This window comes from Dyadobacter endophyticus (genome assembly GCF_014641595.1).
Classification (GTDB): Bacteria; Bacteroidota; Bacteroidia; order Cytophagales; family Spirosomataceae; genus Dyadobacter; species Dyadobacter endophyticus.
The window spans coordinates 2,450,699-2,475,752 of sequence record NZ_BMIA01000001.1 but is presented as its reverse complement, the minus strand read 5'-3'; the positions used below and the strand labels follow the sequence as shown (position 1 = coordinate 2,475,752).

General features: G+C 51.1%; 22 protein-coding genes. 13 read left to right on the top strand and 9 right to left on the bottom strand.

Annotated elements, in window-relative coordinates; all coding sequences use genetic code 11:
- The first annotated feature begins 10 nt into the window (after positions 1 to 10).
- The 3 genes from IEY24_RS10100 to IEY24_RS10090 all read left to right on the top strand — a co-directional run bounded on the left by IEY24_RS10100 (position 11) and on the right by IEY24_RS10090 (position 5,438).
- Complete coding sequence (locus tag IEY24_RS10100; protein WP_188931247.1) at positions 11 to 1,636, top strand: RagB/SusD family nutrient uptake outer membrane protein; 1,626 nt, start codon at positions 11 to 13, stop codon at positions 1,634 to 1,636.
- Between the two features lie 18 nt (positions 1,637 to 1,654).
- Positions 1,655 to 2,821 (top strand): glycan-binding surface protein, encoded by a 1,167-nt coding sequence (locus IEY24_RS10095; RefSeq protein ID WP_188931242.1) that lies wholly within the window; start codon positions 1,655 to 1,657, stop codon positions 2,819 to 2,821.
- 202 nt (positions 2,822 to 3,023) lie between these two features.
- A complete protein-coding gene (locus IEY24_RS10090) occupies positions 3,024 to 5,438 on the top strand; it encodes a glycoside hydrolase family 31 protein (RefSeq protein ID WP_188931240.1) in 2,415 nt (804 codons plus the stop codon).
- 20 nt (positions 5,439 to 5,458) lie between these two features.
- Here IEY24_RS10090 and IEY24_RS10085 read toward each other — a convergent pair whose 3' ends face one another.
- Positions 5,459 to 5,923: a hypothetical protein gene (locus IEY24_RS10085; RefSeq protein WP_188931238.1), complete on the bottom strand. Its 465-nt coding sequence runs from the start codon at positions 5,921 to 5,923 to the stop codon at positions 5,459 to 5,461.
- 156 nt (positions 5,924 to 6,079) lie between these two features.
- Positions 6,080 to 7,300, bottom strand: a complete 1,221-nt coding sequence (locus tag IEY24_RS10080) for a PQQ-dependent sugar dehydrogenase (protein WP_188931236.1) — start codon at positions 7,298 to 7,300, stop codon at positions 6,080 to 6,082.
- 143 nt (positions 7,301 to 7,443) lie between these two features.
- Between IEY24_RS10080 and IEY24_RS10075 the strand changes: the two genes are divergently transcribed.
- Together IEY24_RS10075 and IEY24_RS10070 are read left to right on the top strand one after the other, a co-directional pair.
- Positions 7,444 to 8,055 carry a Crp/Fnr family transcriptional regulator gene (locus tag IEY24_RS10075; RefSeq protein WP_229221761.1) on the top strand — a complete coding sequence of 204 codons (612 nt, stop codon included), beginning with the start codon at positions 7,444 to 7,446 and terminating at the stop codon, positions 8,053 to 8,055.
- Between the two features lie 66 nt (positions 8,056 to 8,121).
- Positions 8,122 to 8,571 carry a carboxymuconolactone decarboxylase family protein gene (locus IEY24_RS10070; protein ID WP_229221759.1) on the top strand — a complete coding sequence of 150 codons (450 nt, stop codon included), beginning with the start codon at positions 8,122 to 8,124 and terminating at the stop codon, positions 8,569 to 8,571.
- Between the two features lie 57 nt (positions 8,572 to 8,628).
- Here IEY24_RS10070 and IEY24_RS10065 read toward each other — a convergent pair whose 3' ends face one another.
- Positions 8,629 to 9,114, bottom strand: coding sequence for an energy transducer TonB (locus IEY24_RS10065; RefSeq protein WP_188931232.1), 486 nt, complete (start codon positions 9,112 to 9,114; stop codon positions 8,629 to 8,631).
- A gap of 79 nt (positions 9,115 to 9,193) precedes the next feature.
- Between IEY24_RS10065 and IEY24_RS10060 the strand changes: the two genes are divergently transcribed.
- The 7 genes from IEY24_RS10060 (at position 9,194) to IEY24_RS10030 (ending at position 16,011) form a co-directional block, all read left to right on the top strand.
- Positions 9,194 to 9,562 (top strand): glyoxalase superfamily protein, encoded by a 369-nt coding sequence (locus tag IEY24_RS10060; RefSeq protein WP_188931230.1) that lies wholly within the window; start codon positions 9,194 to 9,196, stop codon positions 9,560 to 9,562.
- A 28-nt stretch (positions 9,563 to 9,590) separates the two neighbouring features.
- Complete coding sequence (locus tag IEY24_RS10055) at positions 9,591 to 9,977, top strand: DUF1801 domain-containing protein (protein WP_188931228.1); 387 nt, start codon at positions 9,591 to 9,593, stop codon at positions 9,975 to 9,977.
- 295 nt (positions 9,978 to 10,272) lie between these two features.
- The gene (locus tag IEY24_RS10050; protein ID WP_188931226.1) at positions 10,273 to 11,478 is read left to right on the top strand and encodes a hypothetical protein; all 1,206 of its coding nucleotides are present in this window, start codon (positions 10,273 to 10,275) and stop codon (positions 11,476 to 11,478) included.
- Between the two features lie 84 nt (positions 11,479 to 11,562).
- Positions 11,563 to 12,690, top strand: a complete 1,128-nt coding sequence (locus tag IEY24_RS10045; protein ID WP_188931224.1) for a hypothetical protein — start codon at positions 11,563 to 11,565, stop codon at positions 12,688 to 12,690.
- 210 nt (positions 12,691 to 12,900) lie between these two features.
- A complete protein-coding gene (locus IEY24_RS10040) occupies positions 12,901 to 13,626 on the top strand; it encodes a hypothetical protein (protein ID WP_229221757.1) in 726 nt (241 codons plus the stop codon).
- Between the two features lie 121 nt (positions 13,627 to 13,747).
- Positions 13,748 to 15,070 (top strand): T9SS type A sorting domain-containing protein, encoded by a 1,323-nt coding sequence (locus IEY24_RS10035; protein WP_188931222.1) that lies wholly within the window; start codon positions 13,748 to 13,750, stop codon positions 15,068 to 15,070.
- A gap of 218 nt (positions 15,071 to 15,288) precedes the next feature.
- Positions 15,289 to 16,011, top strand: a complete 723-nt coding sequence (locus IEY24_RS10030) for a response regulator (protein ID WP_188931221.1) — start codon at positions 15,289 to 15,291, stop codon at positions 16,009 to 16,011.
- A 9-nt stretch (positions 16,012 to 16,020) separates the two neighbouring features.
- Here the strand turns inward: IEY24_RS10030 and IEY24_RS10025 are convergent, their stop codons facing one another.
- The 5 genes from IEY24_RS10025 to IEY24_RS10005 all read right to left on the bottom strand — a co-directional run bounded on the left by IEY24_RS10025 (position 16,021) and on the right by IEY24_RS10005 (position 22,582).
- Complete coding sequence (locus IEY24_RS10025; protein ID WP_188931219.1) at positions 16,021 to 19,155, bottom strand: ligand-binding sensor domain-containing protein; 3,135 nt, start codon at positions 19,153 to 19,155, stop codon at positions 16,021 to 16,023.
- Positions 19,156 to 19,318: 163 nt separating this feature from the next.
- Positions 19,319 to 20,374 carry a fatty acid desaturase gene (locus IEY24_RS10020; RefSeq protein ID WP_188931217.1) on the bottom strand — a complete coding sequence of 352 codons (1,056 nt, stop codon included), beginning with the start codon at positions 20,372 to 20,374 and terminating at the stop codon, positions 19,319 to 19,321.
- An 85-nt stretch (positions 20,375 to 20,459) separates the two neighbouring features.
- Complete coding sequence (locus IEY24_RS10015) at positions 20,460 to 20,651, bottom strand: cold-shock protein (protein WP_188931215.1); 192 nt, start codon at positions 20,649 to 20,651, stop codon at positions 20,460 to 20,462.
- 82 nt (positions 20,652 to 20,733) lie between these two features.
- Entirely contained in the window at positions 20,734 to 22,149 is a 1,416-nt protein-coding gene (locus IEY24_RS10010; RefSeq protein ID WP_188931213.1) for an AraC family transcriptional regulator, read from the bottom strand.
- Between the two features lie 76 nt (positions 22,150 to 22,225).
- Positions 22,226 to 22,582, bottom strand: coding sequence for a winged helix-turn-helix transcriptional regulator (locus IEY24_RS10005; RefSeq protein ID WP_188931211.1), 357 nt, complete (start codon positions 22,580 to 22,582; stop codon positions 22,226 to 22,228).
- Between the two features lie 100 nt (positions 22,583 to 22,682).
- Between IEY24_RS10005 and IEY24_RS10000 the strand changes: the two genes are divergently transcribed.
- Positions 22,683 to 23,615, top strand: a complete 933-nt coding sequence (locus tag IEY24_RS10000) for a ClpXP adapter SpxH family protein (RefSeq protein ID WP_229221755.1) — start codon at positions 22,683 to 22,685, stop codon at positions 23,613 to 23,615.
- Here the strand turns inward: IEY24_RS10000 and IEY24_RS09995 are convergent, their stop codons facing one another.
- Positions 23,616 to 24,542, bottom strand: coding sequence for a DUF3078 domain-containing protein (locus tag IEY24_RS09995; RefSeq protein ID WP_188931208.1), 927 nt, complete (start codon positions 24,540 to 24,542; stop codon positions 23,616 to 23,618).
- Positions 24,543 to 25,054: the final 512 nt, after the last annotated feature.

Here is a 25,054-nt window from a genome sequence, read left to right as displayed (position 1 = left end):
AATATTCCATATGCAATTCAAATTCAGATTCATAGCGGCTATTGGGGCGATGATGCTCTTGCAGGGGTGCGGCGAGGAATTCCTCAACCACCCGCCGCTGGACGCGATGACGTCGGGTAACTTTTACAAAACCAACGACGAAATCCTGGCCGGAACAGCCCCGCTCTACAACATTGTCTGGTTCGATTTCAACGACAAGGCCAACATGGCATTCCAAGAGGCGCGCGCCGGGAACCTCAATTCCAACGACCGCACGGCTTACATCAAGCATGCGGTCCCGTCGACAGACGTGGGTACGCTACTACCTGGTTATAAGTCGTTTTACAAGATCATCGCGCAGAGCAACAATGCCTACAAGGCGATCAAAGAGGCCCAGGGCAGCACTGCTTCGGCAGCCGTAAAGGCGCAGGGGCTGGGCGAATGCCGCTTTATGCGCGCTACGGCCTATTATTACCTGGTAACCAACTGGGGGGCGGTCCCCATTGTATACGACAACGTGGCGCAGCTGAACACGCCGCCCGTCCGCAACCGGATCGACGATGTGTGGAAACTCGTCATTCAAGACTACCGCTTCGCTGCTGAAAACCTGCCTGCAACGGCGGTACAGGGGCGTCTGACGAAGTATTCGGCCGAAGGAATGCTAGCCCGTATGTACCTGATGCGCTCGGGCCTGAACCAGAACGGTACCCGTAAACAGGCTGACCTGGACAGTGCGAAATACTATGCGGAAAGCGTGATCACCAAAAGCGGCCTTTCGCTGGCGCCTACGTATGGGGAGCTGTTCGAGAGCGCGAACAACAATGCTTCGAAGAACAATCCTGAGAGCCTATTCTCCCTGCAATGGATGCCCGTGAGCAGCCCGTGGGGCGTGAACAACTCTTTCCAGGCATATTTCGCCTACGATGCCAATATTACCGGCACGGGCGACGGCTGGGGCGCGGCACAGGGGCTATCGGCCGACCTCGTGAAGTATTTCACCGAAAACCCGGCCGATTCATTGCGCAGAAAGGCGATTGCCATGTTCGATACCGATGTTTACCCTAATATCCAGAAAGGGAACGGCGGGTTGAAATACAACCGTCCGGCTGCATTGTCGGCCATTAAAAAGTACATTATCGGCTCACCGGCGGATAATGGCGGCCTCGGCGGCTTCATGGCTGCGAACATCAACTCCTACATGTTGCGCCTGGCGGAAGTGTACCTGATTTATGCCGACGCCGTCTTGGGCAATGCCGCAACGACTGCCGACGCAAAAGCGCTGGAGTACTTCAATGCCGTGCGTAAAAGAGCGGGAATGCCTGCGAAGACTTCGCTGACTTTCGAGGATATTTTCAGAGAGAGAAGGGTGGAAACGGTTTTTGAGGGTAATTCCTGGAACGAAGTGGTGCGCTGGTATTATTTCAATCCTGCCAAAGCGATCGCTTACACAGCAGCCCAACACAAGGAAAACTATACGATGACCTACATGGCGGGCTCTATCAATCCCAAAAAGTACACTGTGACGTATTCACCGGCCGAGTATTACCCGCTGACCGACGCGACCTTGTACCTGCCGTTCCCGGAAAGCGAGATCGTCAATGCGCCTTCGTTGAAGAATGAGCCGGTCGCTTTCGATTTCAGCAAGCTAGTTGATTAACCCAAATCCCTGATCACAATGAATTTGAAAAATATATGCAAAACGGCGCTGGGACTATTGCTGGCGGCAGGTATGCTGCTGTCCTTCCAGAGCTGTAACGACGACGACATCGATGGCGCGCCGACCATCAGCAAAGTGCGCCTGCTCGATCCCACGAAAGCCGACAGCTCCCTGACCGCCGCCGAACCGGGCAGCCTGATCGTGATCCAGGGACAGAACCTGGGCAGCGTGTTGAAAGTGTATTTCAATGATTTCGAAGCAAGTTTTAATTCCGCTTTGGGCAGTAATTCGAACATTATCGTGACCATTCCGGCCAATGCGCCTACCAAAGCGGTGGACGCCGCTGTGCCCAGCAAAATCAAGGTGGTTACCAAAGGTGGCGAAACGACCTACGATTTCGTGCTGACGGCACCGGTACCGGTCATTTCGGGTTTGTATTCCGAGTTTGTGAAGGCTAATGGTACGGTGGTAATCAATGGGGATTATTTCTATAATATTAAATCGGTGAAGCTGGGTACCACCAGTTTGCAGGTTTTGAGCGCTACGGTAAAGCAAATTACCGCCAAAATGCCTGCTACCGCCGCGGTTGACATTATTACGGTTGAAGGAGAGTTCGGAACTACGAAAACTACTTTTAAAATGAACGACCTGACGGGCAATATGATCAATTTCGATGTTCCCGCTACCACGTGGGGATCGGAAGTATGCTGGGGAGGGGCGCCTATTGTGCCCGCAACGGACGCGCAGGCCATTTCGGGTAAGTTTTCGAGGATCAAGCAAACCAAACTGCCCGCTGCCGGCTATAACGACGGCTGGGTGTTCTCCACCTGCTATTTCGACTTCAAACTGGCGGCCGGAGACGCAGGGAGCAGACAATTCAAATTCGAACATAATATCGCAGAACCGTGGAAAGCCGGGAAGTACGATATTACCATCGGCGCTGGCGGCACTGAATATGTGTATGCATTCCAGCCCTGGAACTCTACGGAATATGCTTCGGCAGGCTATCAGACAAACGGGTGGAGAACAGCGGTTATCGAGCTTTCCGAGTTCAAGAGTGCTTCCGGCTCTACCATCTCCGATGTATCGAAGATTACCGACCTGAAAGTGTCGTTCGGTTCGGCGGATGTGGCCATCGCTTCTTTTAACGGTAGCGTGGATAATTTCCGGATCGTGAAAAAATAGGTACAACGCCGAATAATCCATTATCCGCCATCGGTTGGGCGCTCGCAATATGATTGCCGGGTAGCCCGCCGGTGGCCGGACAAATACAAGTGACTGGAACCTTACCCGACCAGGATCTCGTGCGCCTGCGTGACGTGGGCGTAGCGTTTTTCAGGGAAATCATTGCCCGCAAATATCGGGCATCACATTTGAAAAGCACTCCATGTATAACTTAAAGCGCCCAGTCCGCAACAGACTTTACAACTTGCAGCTTATAGCTTATAGCCTCTTACTAACGCTGGTCACGGTTTTTAGCACCGACGCCCAGCCGGGGAGCGGCCGGCACAGCAAGCTGATCAACGAACCAGTCGACATCAGCCAAGATTTTCGCGATTTTTCCAACACCGTTTTCTTCGCCGACAGTCTGGCCGCGTTCGACCCGGCTACGGGTGCTGGCAAGATCAAATGGAAGAGGAACGAGCCGTTTTCGGCCCACAACTTCAACAACTCGATGTTGAGCTACAAACGCTCGTTCAGTAACGAGTTCCCGGCAATTGAATACGCCCAGGACCCGGTTCTGCCATTTTCCGTCGAATTCACCTCCCCGCGTACGGTGCGCATCCGTGCGAACACGGGTGCACAGGGGCCCGCACCGGGCCCGTCGCTCATGCTTACGGGCGAGCCTGCGAAGGATGCTTCGTGGAAGTATAGCAAGATTAACGGGGGGCACCAGTACACCGGCGCGTATGGCTCGGTGACCATTTATGAAAACCCCTGGAAAATACTTATCCGCGATGCCAGTGGCAAGATTTTAACCCAAACCCGCAGCCAAGCCGATGGTAAGGCTTCCTACACGCCGACATTGCCTTTTTCGTTTGTCCGCCGGGCATCCGATTATTCGCGCAGCGTGGCAGCGGTGTTTGCCATCTCGCCCGATGAAAAGATCTTCGGCTGCGGCGAGTCATTTACCCGCCTGGACAAAAACGGGCAGAAACTGGTGCTCTGGACCCACGACCCCAACGGCGTCGAAACGCAGACCATGTACAAGCCCATTCCATTTTATATGAGCTCGCGCGGTTACGGCATGTTCATGCACACCACGGCTCCCATTACCTGTGATTTCGGAGCTACCTACGGGGAGTCGAATGCGATGCAGATCGGCGATGAAAACCTCGACCTGTTTGTATTCCTGGGGCAACCTAAGGAAATTCTGGATGCCTATACCGACCTCACCGGCAAAGCTTCCATGCCGCCATTGTGGTCGTTCGGGTTGTGGATGAGCCGCATTACTTATTTTTCGGAGCAGGATGGCCGTAACGTAGCCGCGAAACTCCGCCAGAACCGCATTCCGTCGGATGTAATCCATTTCGACACCGGCTGGTTCGAAACCGACTGGCGCTGCGATTACCGTTTCGCTCCGAGCCGTTTCAAGGACCCGGAAGGCATGATCGCCGACCTGAAAAAGCAGGGTTTCCGTACCTCGCTCTGGCAGCTGCCTTATTTTGTTCCTAAAAATGCGCTATATCCTGAAATTGTGGAAAAAGGGCTGGCTGTTAAAAACGCCAATGGTACACTCCCTTACGAGGATGCGGTGCTCGATTTTTCGAATCCTAATACGGTAAAGTGGTATGAAGACAAAATAGCCGGACTGCTGAAACTGGGCGTTTCGGCCATTAAGGTTGATTTTGGGGAGGCTGCGCCATTATCGGGCCTATATGCTTCGGGCCGCACTGGTTTTTACGAACATAATCTCTACCCGCTGCGCTACAACAAGATTGTATCCGAACTGACCCGGAAAATGACGGGTGACAACATCATCTGGGCACGGAGCACCTGGGCAGGGAGCCAGCGTTACCCGATCCACTGGGGCGGCGACGCCGAAACTACGAACAAGGGAATGGAAGCGCAGCTGCGGGGCGGTTTGTCGCTAGGGTTGTCGGGTTTTACATTTTGGAGCCACGATATCGGCGGGTTTACCATGAAGACGCCGGAAGATCTCTACCGTCGCTGGCTGCCGATGGGGCTACTCGCCTCACATACCCGCACGCATGGGCAGGCGCCCAAGGAGCCGTGGGAATACGGTGAGGAGTTTCAGAACTATTTCAGAAAGGCAGTGGAGATGAAGTACAAACTCATGCCCTACATTTATACGCAATCGAAGCTCGCGTCGGAAAGAGGATTGCCGATGGTGCGTGCGTTGCTGGTGGAGTTCCCCGCCGATCCCGGTGCCTGGATGGTCGATAATGAGTATATGCTTGGCTCGGACCTGCTAGTGGCGCCCCTTTTTGAAGCAGGCAAAACACGTAGCGTTTACCTGCCGAAAGGTCAATGGACCGACTACCAAACCGGCAAGGCCTACGGAAGCGGCTGGCATGAAATCGCAACCGGCGAACTCGACGTGGTGATGATGGTGCGCGAGGGCGCGGTACTTCCGCACGTAAAGGTTGCGCAGTCTACCGGCGATATCGACTGGTCACGGATCGAATTGCAAACTTATGGTGGCGGTGCTACCGCGAAAGTGCAGCTTTTCCTGCCTGGCCTGGAAAGTGTAAAGGAGCTTGTACTCCTGAAAAAGGGTAGCAAATATATGGTGAGCAGTGACCCGTTCGCAGGAAAAGTCAAATGGGATATCCGGTGACCCCGCTGGTCACTGGCACATCAAACGTAGTTCTGGCGATGATCTTCCGGTTCCAGTCTTTCCGATTGTGCCGAAAGATCATCCGTCATTTGCGCCATTTGTTTCCGATGCTGTCGAAGCAACGAAAGGTTAAGATTAGAACCATCGACCAGCGCAAATAATGTTTCGTATTCTGCGATGATCTGCCGGTGCACGTTGACGATTTTACCCATTGCCAGCTCTACATTGCCTTTTACGTCCACAACCATGGTAGCTCCGGTATCGGGGCGCGTGATACAAACATCCTGCATGCAGCATTTGAGCGCGTCGTACAGATTAGCCATTTCTTTCTTCAATACAGAGCAAATCATGTAATCACGACTCAACAGCTTCCGCATCCGGAACGGGATTTCATGGCGCATGGCAAGCGTCAGCGTCAGTTGCAGGGTCTTATACAGACGCCAGATCTTGATAACCTGTTTAACAATGGGCTTTAAGTTCTCCATATCGGTCATGGTTTATATCTGCATATAACCAGCAATAAGCGTACCAAATCCTTTCAAAATCAGCTATTAAAACAAAACACCCGTCGCATGACAACGCTGTTGCCGGTGCGACGGGTGGTGGGTCGGTTTGCTATTCCGGGAGAATGCTCCTGAAAATTACTTTTTACCGATTTTATACAGTCTTCCCTGGTCTGTAACGGCGTAAAGCGCTCCGTCGTGGCCTTCGGTAATGTCCCTGAAACGCTGGTTTTCGCCGGAAAGAAGTCGTTCTTCGCCGACAACCTTATTGTCTTTGATCACGATCCGGCAAACGTGCATGCCGCTGAGGGAGGAGATGAACAGGTTATTTTTCCATTCGGGTATTTGCTTGCCGTCGTAGAATGTGATACCGCTCGGGGAAATAACGGGGTCATAATAGTACACCGGTTGTTCCATTCCTTCTTTTTGCTGAATCACATCGCCAATCTGCTTGCCGCTGTACTCAATTCCGTAGGTGATGGTTGGCCAGCCGTAGTTTTTGCCGGGCAATACGCGGTTGATCTCGTCACCACCTCTTGGGCCGAATTCGGTTTCCCACAAATCGCCCGTAACCGGATTGATCGCCAGACCCTGAACGTTGCGGTGTCCGTATGAATACAGTTCGGGGCGTGCATTTTCCTTGCCAATGAACGGGTTTCCTTTGGCAGGTTTTCCGTCCGTGGTAATGCGGATTACCTTACCCAGTCCGGAGTTGAGGTCCTGCGCTTGCGGGCGTGTAACGAGGTCGGAGCGCTCCCCGGTCGATACGAACAGGTTTCCGTCCTTCGCAAATTTCACGCGGCCGCCGTAGTGGAGCGTCCCTTTATAGGCAGGAGTTGCCTGATAAATAACTTTAACATTTTCCAGCTTCGTCGCGTCCGCCGAAAGTTTGCCTTTCGCCACGGCTGTGAGGTTTCCGTCAGCCAGCGGCTCTGAAAACGCCCAGTACACCATTCTGTTTTGAGCAAAAGCCGGATCAAGCGTAACGCCGAGCAGGCCACCCTGGCCGTCGCTGTTTACTTTGGGTACACCGTCAATCGGTTTCCCAACTTCGCCGGTTGCAGACACGATACGCATCGTCCCGCCCTTTTCCGTCACGATAAACTTGCCGTCGGGCAGCACTGCTATTCCCCATGGTCTTTCGAGGGAGGATGTCAGTACTTTCCCCTCATAGGGGGTTTTGGTTACGACCGAGCCAATGCGGGTTTGGCCTGCAAATGCAGATTTGTACTCGGAGTTGGGCTTTTTGGTCTCAACGGGGGCTCCGGCGGCCGGCGCTGCCGTTTGCTGGGCGATCGAGAGCGATGGCGCAAGCGTGAGTGTGGCACCGGCAAGGAATGCGTGGATTGCAAATTTCATTTTTTCAGGAAGTTTAGTCTTAAAGCCCGGAGTTGGATACAGGGCTGTTGCGAATTTACTTATTTCAATTCACAACGAAACGCCAAGGCCGGAAGAAAACATTTTCGGGCCCGGGTGTTTAAAGGGTTTATGCGCGCATTATTGTGGCTATTTTTACCCCGCACAACAACGGAAGCACGCTTATGCAGGAACTGATTACCCATATTGCCCGATATTCTTCGGTAAAGCCCGGGCAACTCGACGCGATCGGGGGTTTCTTTGTAAGGAGGTCCTTTGAAAAAAAGGAGTTGCTGCTCGAAGAAGGACAGCGTTGCCATGAGAAGTTTTTTATTGTGAAAGGATGTGTTCATTTGCTGTACCTACGGCAGAATGGCGTGGAACAAACCATTGATTTCGCACTGGAAAACTGGTGGACTACCGATTTTATGGCATTTCAGGATGGCGGTACTGCGCAATTTTCCATCCGCGCCATCGAAGCAACCGAAGTATTGGCTATTTCCGCCGCGCAACAACGAGAACTGCTATCGGCATTTCCTGAACTTAACGAGTACTTTCATCTCGTATTCCAGCGGGCGTATGCGGCTTCGCAAATGAGGGTGCGCAAGATGTACGATCTGTCGAAGGAGGATTTGTACCGGGATTTTAGCAAAAAATATCCGGCCTTCCTGCAAAGGGTACCGCAATACCTGATGGCCTCGTTCCTGGGTTTTACCCCCGAGTACCTCAGTGAGATCCGGAAGAAATACCTTTCTTAAACCAGTTTAAGAAGTTCCTTCGCATGCCTGACGAATTTTGTAGTACAAAACAAAACAATGTCAATCATGCAAAAAGTTGTTAAACACCGCCTGGATGTCTGGAGGGAAGAACCCCAATACTGGACGCATATGTCCGCCATCGAAAAACGCGTATACGCATCATCCGTTCCCCGGAGCCTGATCGAGCTCATCAAGATCCGCGCTTCGCAGATCAATAAATGTGCCTATTGTATCGATTACCACACCGCTGAGGCTTTGCAAATCGGCGAATCTGCCCGGAGGATATTTGCGCTTTCGGCCTGGAAAGAAAGCCCGCTGTTCACCGAGGCCGAAAGGAGCGTGCTTCAACTGACCGAAGAGATCACGCACATTTCGGTCGACGGCCTTTCCGACGAAACCTATGAAAGTGTCAAAACGCATTTCACGACCAGCGAGATCGGCGATCTGATCATTTGCATCAGCCACATCAACTTTCTGAATCGCGTTGGTATTTCTACGAGGACGGTTGCGTTGTAGGATGGAAATGTGGATTAATAATCGGCCGAAAGCATGCGGAATGTATGTTTTCGGCTTTTAGTTGATATTAAATAAGATGGGTAGATTGTATTTGACCCTGACAATTTTGTTAGACTGTCTGGCTGGTTTCCATTTGGGCATTAACCCCACTATTCGCACCGCTTCTTCGTCACACCCGAATCCAAGCCCTTTCAAAACGGTGATATCGCTGATCTCGCCTGTTTCTTTTATAAGAAAACTCACAAATACCCTCCCCGAAATCCGGGCGTTTTTCGCCTTTCGAGGCATACGAAGGTTGGCTTCAATAAATTTGTACATTGCATGAGTCCCGCCGGGGTATTCCGGCTGTTGCTCGATGGGGCACGCAAAGACTTTTTCTTCTGAAAAATTTTCAACTTCGGGTGGATGGCGGTACAGCAAGTCCTGCAAGATGATTTCCGAGGTGATGGTGTCCTCCGGCAATGCAGGTTTGCGCGTCTGCGCATGGGCGGTCATATAAGCGCCTAACGCGAGGACGAAGACGGTAAGTGGTAATGGCTTCATGGTAATATATAATTTAATTAAATATAATATAAAATACAATAATGCCAAAAAATGTTCCGTAAAAACTTAATATGTTGCTATGATCGTCCCGCTATTCAAAGTCACAAACATGGCCGAGGCTATCCGGTACTACACGGAGGTGCTTGATTTCGAAATGACCGACCCGAATGATAATGCCGATTCCCCGGTGGTAGACCTGGGCCGGGATGGCTGGAACATGCAACTAACTACCTCGGAAAGCGAAAGGTTGTTTGGCTCCGTAGTCTATTTTTGGGTGGAAGATGTGGATACATTGTTCGCGAAGTACATAGGGCGGGGGCTTGACATTTCGCTCAGGGCCGGCTCGAAGGTGCATCAGGGACCGGTGGACCAGACCTGGGGCCGGAGGGAGTTTTATGTCACGGATGCGGACGGCAACACGATCCGGTTTTGTAAACTTATCGAGTAATTTTTTGTCAATCATAACTTTCCCGGTCATGCCGCTTAATAACGACGTTACCCGATTTCTGGATGAATTGCATCACCCGCTCAGGCAGGAGATTGAAGCGCTGCGCCTCATTATTTTGCAGGCAAATGCATTGCTGGAAGAAAATATCAAATGGAATGGCCCCAACTACTCAATAGGCCCTGAAGACAGGGTCACGATGAGAATCCAACCTCCCAAGCAAATCCAGCTCGTTTTTCACCGTGGCGCGAAGGTGAAGGAGCAGCCGAAAGGCAGGCTGATACAGGACGCGTCAGGCCTGCTCGTTTGGAGGGAAAACGACCGGGCGATCGCTTCTTTTAAGCATATGGAGGCCGTGAAGGCGGGAGAGCAGGCGCTGGCCGCCATTGTGCGGAACTGGATTGCGGCGACGGTTTAGTAAATTTCTGACATAGAAATACTTCTATAATATTTTTTTGCTTCTATCAGCCTTTTCTGGCCCATTTCACCTCATTTCCTACCGGTTTACCATTCAGGCAGGTGTAAACACGTGTTTTTCAAAAACAGGTGTTTGTAGTCGTTTTTGAAGAATTATTTCTACGAACCTTTGTCAGGCAAAAGCTTTTGTAAAGTGGAGATCAGCAACCACTCGAAAAAACGGGCTTACCTGTAAAGGCATTATTACGGGGACGGATCCTGCACGTCTTAAAAAAGGGGATTATTCATACGTCACAATGAGCGATTTTCTAGATTTACAAAACGGCTGGTACAATGGTTTGATCCAGGGTTTAGGCCAGAGTAAGGACTCTTTTCAGATCATTCAGCCAGCACCTCCGATTGCGAGTGGTACTGCCGCAAACCCGACTTTCTGGGCTTACTACAACAATATCCCTCCCAAATCATTGACCGCACAGTTTGTTGCCAGCGGCGGTAACCAGTTCTATAACAATTACAGAGGCTTGCTTTCGGCGCTGGAGGCTTCGCGGACTATCAATGTGAGAAAGGATATCGGGGACGAGAATTTTCTCGCATGGCAGGCTTATGTGCAAAAACAGCCTACGCCAAGTATGAACCAGATCCCCACGATGTTCAGAAACTGGGCGATGTTCAACGCGCCGGACGTGGCCAATATCGGTTCTTCCGACTATGCGGCTATTCTGCTTGACCCGATCGCTACCGCACAGAACGAACTTACATTGGTGTACACCACGCCTCAAGGCCTGCCGATCAACTTCGACTGGCAACTGAACTATGCCGATATGGTAAACCAATTGGCAAACGCTCCTTCACGTTCGTTCTCGTTCGACAGCAGTACGATGGACAAAAATGTAAGCAGCTCCTGGGCAGGCGGCTCGACCTCGGGTTTCTTCGGCCTGTGGGGCGGCAGCAGCTCTACCTCAACGCTCAGCGAGCAATTCGCTTCCAGCCGCATTCAGCTCGAAGCGAAATTTGAGCACCTTCTCGTGTTGCCCAACACACCGGGCGCATGGTATTATTCTTCGGCGATGGGTCTGGCATTTGCCAACAAAACCGGCAGCCCATGGAGAGACAAAGCACCCATTAATTGGAACAATACGTTTGGCACAGATGGTAACATGCAATACTTCTCCGCGAACGTGATCGTGGCGTCGGGTATGTCCATCACCATTACTTCGAATGCCAAGTATTCTTCCGTTGATCAGCAGACGATTACATCCAGCGGCTCGTCCGGTTTCTGGCCGTTCTATTCGGGCGATAGCGGCAGCACGTCGACCAACCGCGTCACATTCAACAAGGACAACAATATGACCATCACTACCAGCAGTATTCCGGGGGTACCGGTTGTGCTGGGTGTGAACGTATTGTCAGCCGGAGAATTTGTAGGCCACTCTGCGGACCTGGGCGTTTCGCTTTTCGAATCGGCCAAAGCATTCGTTCCGAACAGCCTGGCTACTGCTTAGTGTTTTCTTTGGAAGGCTGGGTAAGACCAGCCTTCTTCTTTTGATTTTACCCATGTGGAAGGAAACCATTATTCAGGAAGCAAAATGATAACTATCACCGATACCCCTACCGAAGCGATGACCGCCGTGACCGACGGGTGGTATAATCAGTTGGCGGCCAGTCTGAACCTGTCGATCCGGCATTTCCAGTTGCTACAACCTCCGGCGGTACCCACGAGCGACCAGGCTCTTTGGGATTCCTTCAATGTCGTTCCACCCGTCACGCTCAAATACAATCGCTGGCTTTATCAGCAGCCAACGTTTTTCAGCCAGTACGCGGCGGTGGTGAATGGGCTTTCGTTCCCCGAAAGCGATTTTGTGGAGGACATCGGTGCCGACACCTATGTGCAATGGCAGGCTTACCTTAAAACCATCACGCCCCCTCCGCCCGCCAATACCTTACCGACCGTGTGGTTTCAGTGGGCAATGGTGAATGCGCCGGAAGTAGCCAACATCGGGCGCTCCGACCTTTCCACCCAACTGCTGATCGAAGGCGCGCAGGCGCTTTTGCAGCCCTATGAAGGGCCAAATGCCAAACCAGCGGATTTTTTGCCTACTTTTTCGGATCTGAAAAACACCCTCCGGGCTTCTTCCGGGGCAAGCTTCTCCTTCGACTCGACCCACGACGACCCGGATGTTTCCAATTCCTGGGTGCCCGGCGATGACCCTAATTATTTCGGAATATGGACGGGCAGTTCGGCGGCCTTTCATGTGAGCAGGAAGTTCGCATTGAGCAAGATCACCGTTTCCGTCCAGTTCGACCATGTCGCAACCGTCGCGGTCACGCCAGGGCAATGGTACAATTCCTTCCTGCTGCACCAGGCATGGGCATCGCCGTGTACTCCGCCGTGGATCGACAGTGCCGACTGGCAGGCCTACTTCGGGGCTACCGGAAGCTTTACCCATGCTGTGGGCTCCCTGTTTGCCGCCGATGGCATTACGCTTACCCTCACTTCTGATGCAGACTTTACCCCGGCCGAACAGGTGATCATTAAAGGCCTAGCAGCGGTGGGTGACTGGCCTGTTTACTGCCCTATATCGTCGTCGGTATTTTCCAACAGCATTGCAACGGGGCCCGGATCACTGGTGATACGGTTCAAATCTGCACCGGGGAATCCGGTCATTTTAGGCCTTAACGTTTTTGATATCCGGAGCTACGTGGGGGCTGGTTAGGGAATAACTAGTTAAAAAATCTAATGTCTGCATATCTTCGGGGTGCAGACTTTTTTTCGTTGTATCCAGCTATTGCAAAGTAGTATTTGTACTACTTTGTAGGGCTTGATCTACGATAACTATTTCGTATGTCGACAGATTGAAGTAATCCTGCGATTGTAGATTTGTTCTGTTTCAAACTCAACCATAGTTCCACAAACAAATCACTTCATGAAAACAATTCGACTCTTTTCAGCACTGGCGATTGCCATGACGGTGGCAACCGGTGCTGCCACTTTCGGTCAGGTGAAGATCGGCTCCAATCCCACGACAATCAATCCGAACAATAACCTCGAAGTTGAAAGTACGGATCCTGCCAAAAAAATCAGCATTCACAAAACGACGGGCAAACTGACCATCGCTGACGGTTCCCAGGGCGATAAAAAGGTATTAACGTCCGATGCGAACGGTGTGGCTACCTGGCAAAGCCAGTCCGATCTCTCGATTCCGGTAACTGCATTCAGCGGGGCTATTACCGGGCTTGCTACGATTCCCACTTTCACAACCCATGACGAACCGGATCAGCGGCTTCCGCTTGTCCCTACGCTGGGTGCGGCAGGCTGGAACGCATCTACCAAACGGTATACTGTTCCCGCGGACGGTACTTACTCCGTGCAGGTTGGATTGTCGTGTATCAGCACAACGGGTGCCGGCGTAACGCTCTGGACAAGGATATGGGTAGTATCGGAAAATGGCGGTCCGATTTTCAAGGGAGCCAGCCCGATGGGCCTGACAGCCGGGGACTGGCAATCCGTGGTTTACACGGGGAAATTAACAGCAGGTGACGGAATCTCGCTGGAAGGGTACACGATGCAAACCGATGGAAATCCGCCAGTCAATCCCATCTGGACAGGAACCTGCGGACGTGCATACATGACTGTCACCAAAATCGACTGAGACATTTGCTTCATTTCAACATGCCTGGCATGTGGTGGTGATGAAGCACGGCGGCGTGGGTATCAACACCGCGGCGCTGCAAGCATTTTCGTGATGCCTGTCATTTAACCAAGACGAAACAATGAAACAACTTTATACCAGCTCATCCGGAAGCGGATGGCGCGGCGCGGCGGTTTCTGCTGCCCTGCTTTTGCTCGGGCACCTGGCCCATGCCCAGGAAGGCAGCCAGGGAAATACGACTATTTTCGGCGGTGCTCAAATGTCATTTTTCGGCAACCACAATTTCGTTACCGGAGGAGGGGGCACCCAGCCCGGTGTGATCCTTACCGAGCGTGCAACAGGAAGCTTCGGTGTGCTGAACTTCGCCGGAGATAACCTGACGTCCGTTGGTGCTTCGGACGCGGGCTATGTGGACGGCTACGTGCGCAAGTACGGAGCGGGCACATTTGTCTTCCCTGTAGGCGACAATGGAGCTTTGGGGCAGTTTGCGGCATCTGCAGATGGGACAATGGGTGCTTATTTTCATACAGACCCTAATACCGCCGCCACAAGTAACCTGTTTACAGGGGCTAACTATGCCGCGCTTCCAAATGGCGGGCCGTTCGCAACGGCCAGCGTGGGCCAGAACGTCGAGGTCGTGAGTATTATCGAATATTGGGACATTGATGGCGCAAATGCGACGCCACTGACGCTGACCTGGGACGCAGGAAGCGCCATAGCTTCGTTGACGGGGGGGAACCTTGCTAAACTCACGATCGCCGGATGGAACGGAACGCAATGGGTGGCCATTCCGTCGAAAGTGGATGTTACATCCATACTGGGTGGTAGCGGCAGCCTGGCAGAGGGGTCCATTACGACTACCTCGTCGCTGGCGCCGGATTCCTATACAGCCTATACATTTGCTTCGCTTATTCTGCCGCTTCCGGTAACGCTGACCCGCTTTGCGGCCGTTGCCGAGGGGAAAACCGCATTGCTCAGCTGGGCAACCACGGAGGAAACCAATAGCGACCGGTTCGAAGTCGAGCGAAGTGCCGACGGCAAAAAATGGGGCAAGATCGGGACGGTTGCTTCAACTGGAGAAAGTAAAGTTCTGGTCGATTACTTCTATACAGATAACGCACCTTTGACAGGACAGAACCTGTACCGGCTGAAAATGGTGGACAGGGATGATAGCTTCGCGTACAGCGCGATCCGTAATGTAGAAATCAAAGGTGAGGCCGTCAGGCCATATCCGAACCCGGTGTCTGACAAACTGCTCATCGACAGCTATGTCATGGTGAAAGAAGTATCGGTAAAAAACATTGCCGGCCAATATCTTCTACAAGTGCAAAAGGTATCCAACGACGGAGTCGATGTCAGCAAGCTCACGCCCGGCGTCTATATCGTGACCTTGACCCTGTTTGACGGCACTATCAGCACACACAAAGTAGCCGTTACCCGGTAGCGCCACGCTGGCCATTGTCCGTAGAGGTGATAAAAACTCCCATTCTCCCGGGTTGTTGTATAAGCCCGGGAGATTTTTGGTATTATTACTTCGCATTCGCCGCAGGCTCCGAAATCCGTGGGCTTACCCCGGAAGAAGCTAAATTTAACTTGAAGAATATGCGAATTATTACTACAATTGCGTGTTGTTTTACGACAAACCCACTATTAGATTAGGTCATGAACATTCTTATTGTTGAAGATCATTTTTTGGTTCGGATGAGTATGAAGATCGTTTTGCAGGACCTTTACGGCCATGCAACCATCGATGAATCAGAAAGCTTTGATCATGCCGTCATCTGCGTCCGCGGCAACCCGTATGACCTGATCCTGCTCGATATCGAACTTCCCGGGGGCCAGGGGACGGCGATGATCGGAAAAATCCGCCAGTTGCAGCCGGAGGTGCCTATTCTGGTTTGCTCCGCGGCCGACGAGCAACAGAACGCGCTCGCATTCGTCGCAGCCGGTGCAAATGGGTATCTTTCCAAAACCGCCGAGCGGAGCGAGACTGTCAAAGCCATCTTAACGGTGGTCAAGAAAAGCCGTTATGTAAGCCAGGCCGTGCAGGAGAGGTTGCTCGATGTGGTGACTTACGGTAAGCAGAAACGGACACGTCCATTCGGAATCAAGAGCCTTTCGGGGCGCGAGCGAGAGATCTCGGAATTGTTGGTGGCGGGAAAATGGGTGAAGGAAATTGCCGCTCATCTCGATATTCAGTCCAATACCGTGAGTACTTACAAAGCGCGGATATTTGAAAAACTGGGTGTCGATAATGTGATTGACCTAGCGGACAAGCTCCGTGAGCAGCGACTGGCCGAGCAACGGCTCCCGGAGCAGCGGCTCCCGGAGCAGCGGTTCCCGGAACAACGGTTCCCGGAACAACGGTTCCCGGAACAGCCTTGATATGCCGGGTTAATTATGCTGCGAAAATGCACGGAACGTAAGCGTAACCCTGGTTCCCGGATCGAGCCGTTCCATCTCAATACGTTCCGTCACCGATGGCGCCAGTTCCTTGATCATCGCCAGGCCGATCCCGGTGTGCGGTGATGTAGGCGGCAATGCCTTGTCTTCCATAAACCAGGCAAGCAGCTCCTTTGAAATTCCGCGACCGGAATCTTCGATGATGAGTTGCAGGCGGCTGTTGTGTTGTGAGACGTAAGCCCGAATCTCGCCATTATCCGTGAACTTGTTGGCATTGTCGATGATGTTATGGATGATGATTTTGAGCAGTTGCTGGTGGGTATCGACAAATGTACCGGCGGGGATCAGGTTCAGGAATGTGTTTGAATTGATTCTGGTGTTTTTACCGTAGAGCTGCATATTTTCTTCGAGCAGTTCGTGCAGCGCCACTGTTTCACTCTTGGGTTCGTGATTGTAGACCTGGATCTTTACATAGGCCAGCAGGTCTTCCAGGGAGCCCTTTACCATGCGCAGGGCATCTTCTATGTTTTTGCCAAAAAGCGACACCATGTCGAACTGTTGTCGTTCGATCATTTTCTGCATTTCGCCGGCTACGATGATCGCCGCGCCAAGCGGGGAGCGGACGTCATGCGCAATAGAGGCCATTAGACGGGATTGAAGGTGCATCTGGCTGAGTAGCTCGTTTTGTGAGCTTTCCAAATCCCGTAGTGTGCCCTGTAACTGGCTGGTACGTTCGCTGATCTGGAGTTCAAGGAGCCGGCTTCTTCGCTGGATCGAACGAATCCTGTATTTCAAGTAAAGAAACGCAGCCAGAAAGACTGCCAGCACGATCGACAAGTAAAACCACCAGGTCTGATACCAGAACGGCGGAACATCGATTTCGACAGTCTCGTAGCCGTAATTACCTGCGCCGAAACCGTTTTTTTTTCTGATATACAGGGTATACCTCCCTTTGCCCAGGCTGGAAATATTGATCGTCGCTTTGTTGGTAATGGGCGCGTCGACGTTCAGCCAGTCGGGTGGAGCAGGGGCAGTACCACGTTTCGCGAGGGCGTAGGAAAATTCAACGTTGTAGTCATTTCCGAAAAAAGGTGTATTCACCTCTAATCTCAGCTGTTTCTGGCTCTGTGTGAAGGTAATGCGCTTCCAGGGTTCCGCTACGGCTTGCTGGTCGATCTCGATGCGGTCGATGACGATCTTCTTGTCGGGCATCTCCGCCGACGTCTGCTCCGGGTTGAACCAGACCAGTCCATTCATGGAAGGCAGCGACACTATTCCGGAAGGCAGCCGGAGGGCACAGGGCTGGCACCCTCCATTGAATTCATTGCTATTAAACCCGTCGATTTTCGAATAGTGGTGATAATAGAGGTCTGTTGGCTTGTCGGCGTAGTTCAGTAAGTCCTTCTTTAAGATCTGGAACAAGCCCCGGTTCGTAGGAATCCATAAAAAACCCTTATCGTCTTCGACAATGCAATGCGAGTTGGCGAGATAACCCTTCCGGTCGGGCGGAAAGCGGGTTAGTTTTCCATCTTTCAGAAGAAAAAAGCCATCCTTATAAGTCGTTAGCCAGATCTCGGATTGGTTTTGAGAGATATGCAGGCTTCGTATATAAATACCTTCCAGTCCCTTGATCGCCGATATCTTCTTGGTTCTTTTTGAAATCCGGAAAAGCCCCCGACGGGTACCAATCCAGAACGTGTCGGCCGATTGCTCTACCAGCCAGGATATGTCGATGAGAGGTCCTTTTAAAAACAAATCGGGGTGGCTGTTCCTTGTGAAGGGAGCGCGCATCGAGAAGAGGCCTTCGGTACTGGTTGCTATCCAGATCGTTCCGTCGGGACCCTGGTAAAGTTGGGTGATTTCGGAGGGCAATGTCCAGGCCAGTTTAATAGCAGACCCATCTGGCTCGAACAACATCAGTTTGTTTGCGAGCTTACACCAGATAAAGCCGTTGTCATCTCTCAGAATGCTGGATTTGTCCCAGAACACACTGCGGGTTATCAGGGGAAGCTGCCGGCTCGTGATGTTTCCGGAATCATTTGTCGTGTAGGCGATCCCCTGGTTGGATAATACTGTGTTTTTGTTAATCAGCGCTTGTCCGTAGTAGACCTGGTCGGTACCGGGGTAGGGGGATGCCAGGGTTGTAAACCTTTTTCTGGTAAGCACAAAAAGGCCGCTGAGTTGCGTGCCGAGGAAGATGCGGTGGGTGTTGGGGTCGTAATGAATGGCTAATACTTGTTCTTTCTCGAAATCAAATCCATTCAGGATCAGCTCGGAGTTTAAATCTCCGTTTTGTTCGCGTCTGATCCGGTAAACAGACTGACCCGCTCGAATAAACGTCTGGTTCATGGCGTTGTTCCAATACAGCTCGTATTTGCCTTGCCGGTATAAAAGTTCATTGGTTAATGCGCCTTTCAAAACGGCTGGCCGGGCACCGAACGGGCCCGAATCGGTGGTAAACAGGTGGAGTTTTCCATTTTTGAGATGGTAGAAACAGTTATCCAGCCAAAAGAAATGCCAGGGGCCTTCATCAACCCACCTGACCCGCCCTTTGCTCTTTTTTTTCTCGAAATATTCAAGCGCAGTACCGTTGAAAACAAAAAAGCGGTCGCCTCCGGCCGGGTACACAGCGTAGTTCGGGAACGGGTTTCCATAGTAGAGCCTCGGATGCCGCTCCATAATATGTCCGTCGCCTTTGTCCGGGTATCGAAATGGCTGCTGTTTGATAAACTGATGCAACACAGTGTCTATCGCGGCCTTGCCCTGATGGATATGTATGAAGTTCCATTCATTGTTCAGCGCAAAAAAACCAGCGGGTTTTGGGCGGGGATCGATGTTGAACATGCCTATACTGGCAGAGGAATAGGTCTTTCCGAAATTCTCGAAAATTTTAAAATTCTTACCGTCGAACCGGGCGAGGCCACGCTCGGTCGAAAGCCACACGTACCCCAGTTCGTCGCGGGCGATGGCGTAAACGCTATTTTGGGGCAGGCCGTCTTCATCGGTGTAATGTTCGATGCGAAACTCCTGTAACCAGGGAGGCTGTGTTCTCTGAGACCAGGTAAGGACTGAATTGCAGAATAGGAGAAGCAGCAAAAGACAGACGGAACGGGCGCTTTTATTCACTGAGGATGCTTATGCGTATACAATAGTCGACAAGATAGAAATTGTTCTACGCATTTCGATGAAATACACGGGAATAACTGTTCAGAAAAGCGCGCGCGACAATTCTATTGTAGTGTAAATACTACAAATTGTCGACACAATGCGGGTGAAGGCTTAGTATTTTTCAGGCTTCGGCATGATTTGCCGTATTTTGCAATGCCTCGCGATAGGGGGATTCGTATAGTTTGTAGAACTGCTCTTTCGAATCATGGTAGCTGGATATCGCGCCGAGCGTATTCATCATTTTGATGTAGTACCATGCCATATCCACCTGGTGAGGTTTAAAACCGCTACGCGCACTTTTCGGGAAAAGATGGTGGTTGTTATGCCATTCGCCGGCAACGATCCCCGGCCAAAGCTGGTTGATCGACTTATCGCTTTGATTAAAGTCGGTTCCTGGGCGTTGCTTATCCTGGCCTTTTCCGTGCCCTTCATAATTAAATGTACGCACACCAACCGCCCAGAAGCCGGCGGCGCCGAACAACGTGCAGGCCAGTGCGTGGCCACCGAGCAGGAAGAAAGCCGCATACCAGAACGACCAGTTGAGCAGCCAGTAGAGCATAGCTCGTCCCGGGTGCTGGTAGGAGCCCCACGATAGGTATTGCTGATAGGAATTGGCTATAACGCCCGTATGCTTCATGAGCGATTTCACGCGGTTATAGTCGTTTTCGCTAAGATCCGTTGCGATTGGCTGATGGTTCACGTCGGCCAGGAAGCAATAAAGGAAACCCGCCTCGGCATTGTACGGATCGCCGGGTTGGTCGGATTTGGCGTGGTGTACGTGGTGCGAAATCACGTAGATCTCTTCCGGGATCATACAAACCGTAAGATTTTGGGTAAAGAAACGCCAGAAGCGGTTCTTGAACTTGTATGCGCCGTGTGTGCAATAGCGATGGTGCCAGATGGTGCCATGCGTGCCCATAATGAACATGCTGTACACGAATGCCGCCAGCAGCAACCAGAGACTGAAAAATTTGAAAATAAAAAGTGCCAGGAAAGGCACCATACAAAGCACTTTCACCCAGCTCATCAGCGAGAGCCAGTTCCTCTTATCCCGCACAATGTTCAGCCGTTTGAAGAATTCGGCAAAAATCTGACCAGGACGTGGTTTGATCAGATTTCCCTGTTCATCTTGCCATCCGTACGAAGGCCGGCGCAGTACAATGTCGATAAATGCCATAAAGGATGGGTGTTAATGCTCGATTTTTAAATAAAAAATCCTCCCAAATAAGGAGGATTTATCTGTTGTCGTATAAAGTGACCGCTTAAACCAACGTAACGTTGACAGCATTCAGTCCTTTCCGGCCATTCTCAACTTCATAAGTTACAAGGTCGTTTTCACGAACATTGTCTTTCAGACCTGATGTGTGTACAAAAATGTCATCTCCTCCATCTTCAGGAGAAATGAAACCGAAACCTTTCGTTTCATTAAAAAATTTGACCCTACCCTTGTTCATACTTTTACTATTTTGTTAAGCTTCAAAGGTAGAATAAAATGTTTGATGTTGTTACGGAAATAAAATATAAAAAATCAAATGTTCATTTGACTACCTGGCTAATCAGCAATTCGTAGCGCTGGTCATACAAATCGCCCGACAACCAGTCCCTGACAATGTATTTGAAAAACAACATCGGCGGTTCGTGTTTGTCGATCGCCGCCTGGAAGCAGGCCACGGCCGTCGCGGTTTCGCCGATCGAGGCATTTACAATGCCCATGTCATAATTGGCAACGACGCTGGTTTTACCCAGCGATGACATTTGCGTGAGAATATCTCTCGCACTGTCGGTTTCTCCCGACAATCCGAAGAGTACGCCGCAGGCGCTCAGTGTAATGCCGTTGTAGTTGATTTCCAAAGCGGTTTCAAGGGCATCCTGGGCGGAGGGGTAGTCTTTTAGCGTGATCAGGTTCAGGCCGGTGATCATATGGCCGCCCCAGAAAGAAGGGTCCAGCGCCACAAGCCTGCGTCCCTGCCCGACGGCCAGGTCGAACTTGGCTGAAACCCAGTATACATAGGCTGCGTAGAAATTGTTGATCAGTGAAAACGGTTCGAGCGATAGGGCCTGTGCCGCTTCGGCTTCTGCCTCGACCGGCCGATCGGTAAGGGCCAGATACAGTGCGTGTTGTCCGTGAAGGTCGGCTGTATTCCAGTTCAGGTCCAATGCCTTTTGGAACGACCCCGAAGCGGCGGCGAAGTCCCATTCGTACAGCATTTGCATGCGTGCGAGCGCGAGGTAACTTTCGGCAATGCCGTCGTCCAATGCCAGCGCCTGCTCGGTTGCTTCCTTCATCAGCGGCAAGGCTTTCGCGGCCGGAAGATGCCGGTAAAACCACATGTTCAAATAGCAGGAAGCAATGCCGGAGTAGGCTATCGCGTAAGACGGGTCGATTTCCAGGGCAGCCTGGAAATAGCCGATGGCTCGATTGTAGTCATCGCTGCCGCCGAACTTATTGTGGTAGAACCGCGCGCGGAGGTAAAGCTGGTAAGCTTCCTTATTATGCGTATACCGCTTGAAAGCAATTCCGGGTTCCTCGCCCAGCAGTTCGATCTTGACGGAACCCAGAATGGCCTGTGCTATTTCTTCCTGGACATCAAATATGTCTTCCAATGCCCTATCATACTTTTCAGACCAGACCTGCAAGCCATCTTCGGCCTTCACAAGCCTTGCGGTGATCAGCAACTGGTCACCGGACGTTTGCAAGCTGCCGTCCAGAACAAAACCGACCTGCAACTGCGCGCCGATCCATTGCGGGTTGTGATGATGGCCCTTAAAAGTAAAAGACGAAGTTCTCCCGGCCACCTGCAAACCCGGTACACGACTCAACACATTGATGATTTCTTCGGTGACACCATCGCTGAAATACTCCTCTTCGGGATCATTGCTCAGATTCGTAAATGGCAGGACAGCAATGGATATTTGCGCGGATGGGCGGTTAGGATGATTTTTTTCGTTCATGACGGAAGCGTATGGGTCGGCTAATGTAAATACCGGTTTTCAAAAATGCTGAAAATTCTTTCTGGTTAAACATGCCTCACGCCACTACGCCGTTGCGATACACCATGCCCCAGCTAGCTATTTCGTTGATAATCGGTTCAACAGATCTGCCGTATTCGGTGAGCTCGTATTCTACGGTTACCGGCTTCGTGTCGAGTACGCGGCGGGTGATCAGCCGGTTCATTTCCATATCGTTCAGTTCTTTGGAAAGCATCTTGGCGGCAATTCCGTCCACCTCTCTCATAAGGTCCATAAAACGCATTTTGTCGTTGAGAAGCAGTGTTCCCAGGATGTGAAACTTCCATTTTCCGGAAAGAATCTCCATGGTATCCTTAATAGCGAGGATCCTTTTTCTGCACTGCTGGGAGGTATTGCACGATGCCTGTTTTTTCATCTTTTCTTCGCGATAGGGTTGCCTGTAAAGTTAGGAGCCGGTTTAATAGTTTCCAAGAGGTAACTGGTTACCAAAGGGAAATGGATAGCAATAGTAAACTATGCCGCCATTATTTTCGTGTATGAAAAACAACCCATTGCTCTGCGATACCGAAAGCGGCGTTTGCGAAATGCCGTCTGCCCCTGATGAAAGTGCGCACGGTCCTGTTCAACCGGGAAACAAGCCCTTAAAAGTGCTCTATTTCACCGACCCGATCTGCTCTACCTGCTGGGGGATCGAGCCGCAGTTACGAAAATTGAAATTGGAATACGGCCAGCTGGTCGACCTCGAATACCGGATGGGAGGCCTCTTGCCCGACTGGTCCTACAACAGCGGCGGGATCAGTAAGCCGGCGGACGTGGCGTCCCATTGGGACGAAGTGAGCCGGCACTATCAAATGCCCATTGTTGGTGATGTATGGTTGGAAGATCCCCTGCATTCGTCTTATCCGCCTTCGGTAGCATTCAAGGCGGCGCAAATGCAGGATGAGCACAAAGCGATCGCCTTTCTGCGCAGGATCAGGGAAATGGTGTTTTTAGAAAAGAAAAACATTACCAGATGGGAGCACCTTGCGGATGCTGCCAGGGACGCGGGCCTTGATGTCGGCATTTTCGAACGAAACTGCCAAACCGATGCCGTGGCCTTATTCGACGCGGATTTGCAGCTGGCAGCCCAATGGGGCGTCCGCGGCTTTCCTACACTCCTGATTTTCAACCGGGGAGACGAGTATGAGAAAGTATACGGTTTTAAACCCTACGAAGTGTTTGAAGCCGCGATAGCCAAAATGCATCCTGGTGCCCCGAAAAGCTGGTACAGCAAAAACTGGCAGGACCTGTTTGGCAAATATCCCACGCTCACTACCAAAGAATTTGCCGGACTGACGGGACAAAGCTTTGAAAACAGCGAAAACCAGCTCCGCATATTACATCGGCAAGGCCTTCTCCAAGCCTGGGTCACGCCGAACGGCACTCTCTGGAAATTCGCAACTTCCTGATCAGAATGCAAACAGAAAACCGATACTAAGCGCCTGGGCGAACTGGATTTTACTGCTCTGGTCCTTATCGTAAACCAAGATCGCACCAAGGTTTACGTTGACATACTTGTTGATCTTCGCCGTCAGCTGAGCGTCCAGGCGGTTATCGATTTCCAACGGATCCCGGAAAGTGGAAAATAGCAGGTACCTGAATTTCAGGTTCATACCCTTGGCCACGTCCTTCTCGAAGTTGGCCACGAGCTGAATGAGCGCGGCTTCCGTCCGTACGCGCTTTCCAATGGGCACGCCGTAGTTTTTCTGGTCAGGCGTATTGATATACAAATCCCTGTCAATCACGATTGTCTGCCGTAATGCGCCCGGCGCGAGGTCGACGAAGAAATAGGGAGCAGGGCGGTATTCAATACCGATCGCCTCGGTGAGATAGGCCGGAGAAAGCAGTCCCGAAACCTTTTTCCTGAAAGCGACGGAATCCGTACTTGCACTATATTCATAACCTGCCGCGAACTGCGAGAGGAAGTTGACATTGGCGAAGAAGCTCCATTTCGCCGACAACTCGCGGTTGTATTTGGTGTCGAAGAAAATACGGTCGGCATTCTTGCGGCTCTCCTGTCCCTTGTTGCGGACAATGCCGTACTGCGATTGAAAATCGTTACGCCACGAATCCTTTCCTTTCTTCGTTTCGTTCAATGCATTAAAAAATACACCGAGCGCAACGGAACTTACTCCCCCGCCTGTCCAATTGGAGCTAAATGCCCCTTGGTTGAGATTAGCCCCGAACTCGATCTTACGCCACGTTGTATCCTTGTCCGTTTTCAGGCGGGTGGCATTGATGGGATTGGAGAGGTCGACTTTGTTTTGTGCAAATGTTGTTGATAATGAGAGAATAACAGAAAAAACTACACCCGGAATTACATTCCTTGTACGCATACCCGAAAAAAGAACTGATTAACAATTGGGCGAAGATATTCGTGACGTACTTTTTTTTAAAATTTTGGCAGATAAAATTTGCGGGAGAAATTAGTGAAGACGAAGTTTAAATAAATAGTTAACTCCTATTTAAGCGGCCTTCTTTCCTTTAATTAAGGCAGTTATTCCAAGTACAATAATTGCGCCTATATAAAGATGTAAGGATGCGCGAGGCGATTGATGGAAGGCCGAGCACAGTTTCCGGCTCGTTTCCTAACACCCAACCTCCAACAAAGCCACCTATAATCCCCAGAAGTATTTGTAGCCACAATGACAACGAGAAGCGCTGAATACCTTGTCCGCGAGCTAGCCTGCCAGCGTATCAATCAGAATTGATATCAGAAGATTTGTTATGGTAATTAGTTTAGGTGAAAATTTTCTCGTCAACGCCTTTAATAAAAGATAATAAGCCCAAGACTTTAATTATTTGATGTGATTGCTGGTTCGCAAGAATGTGTTTTTTATTGATATGT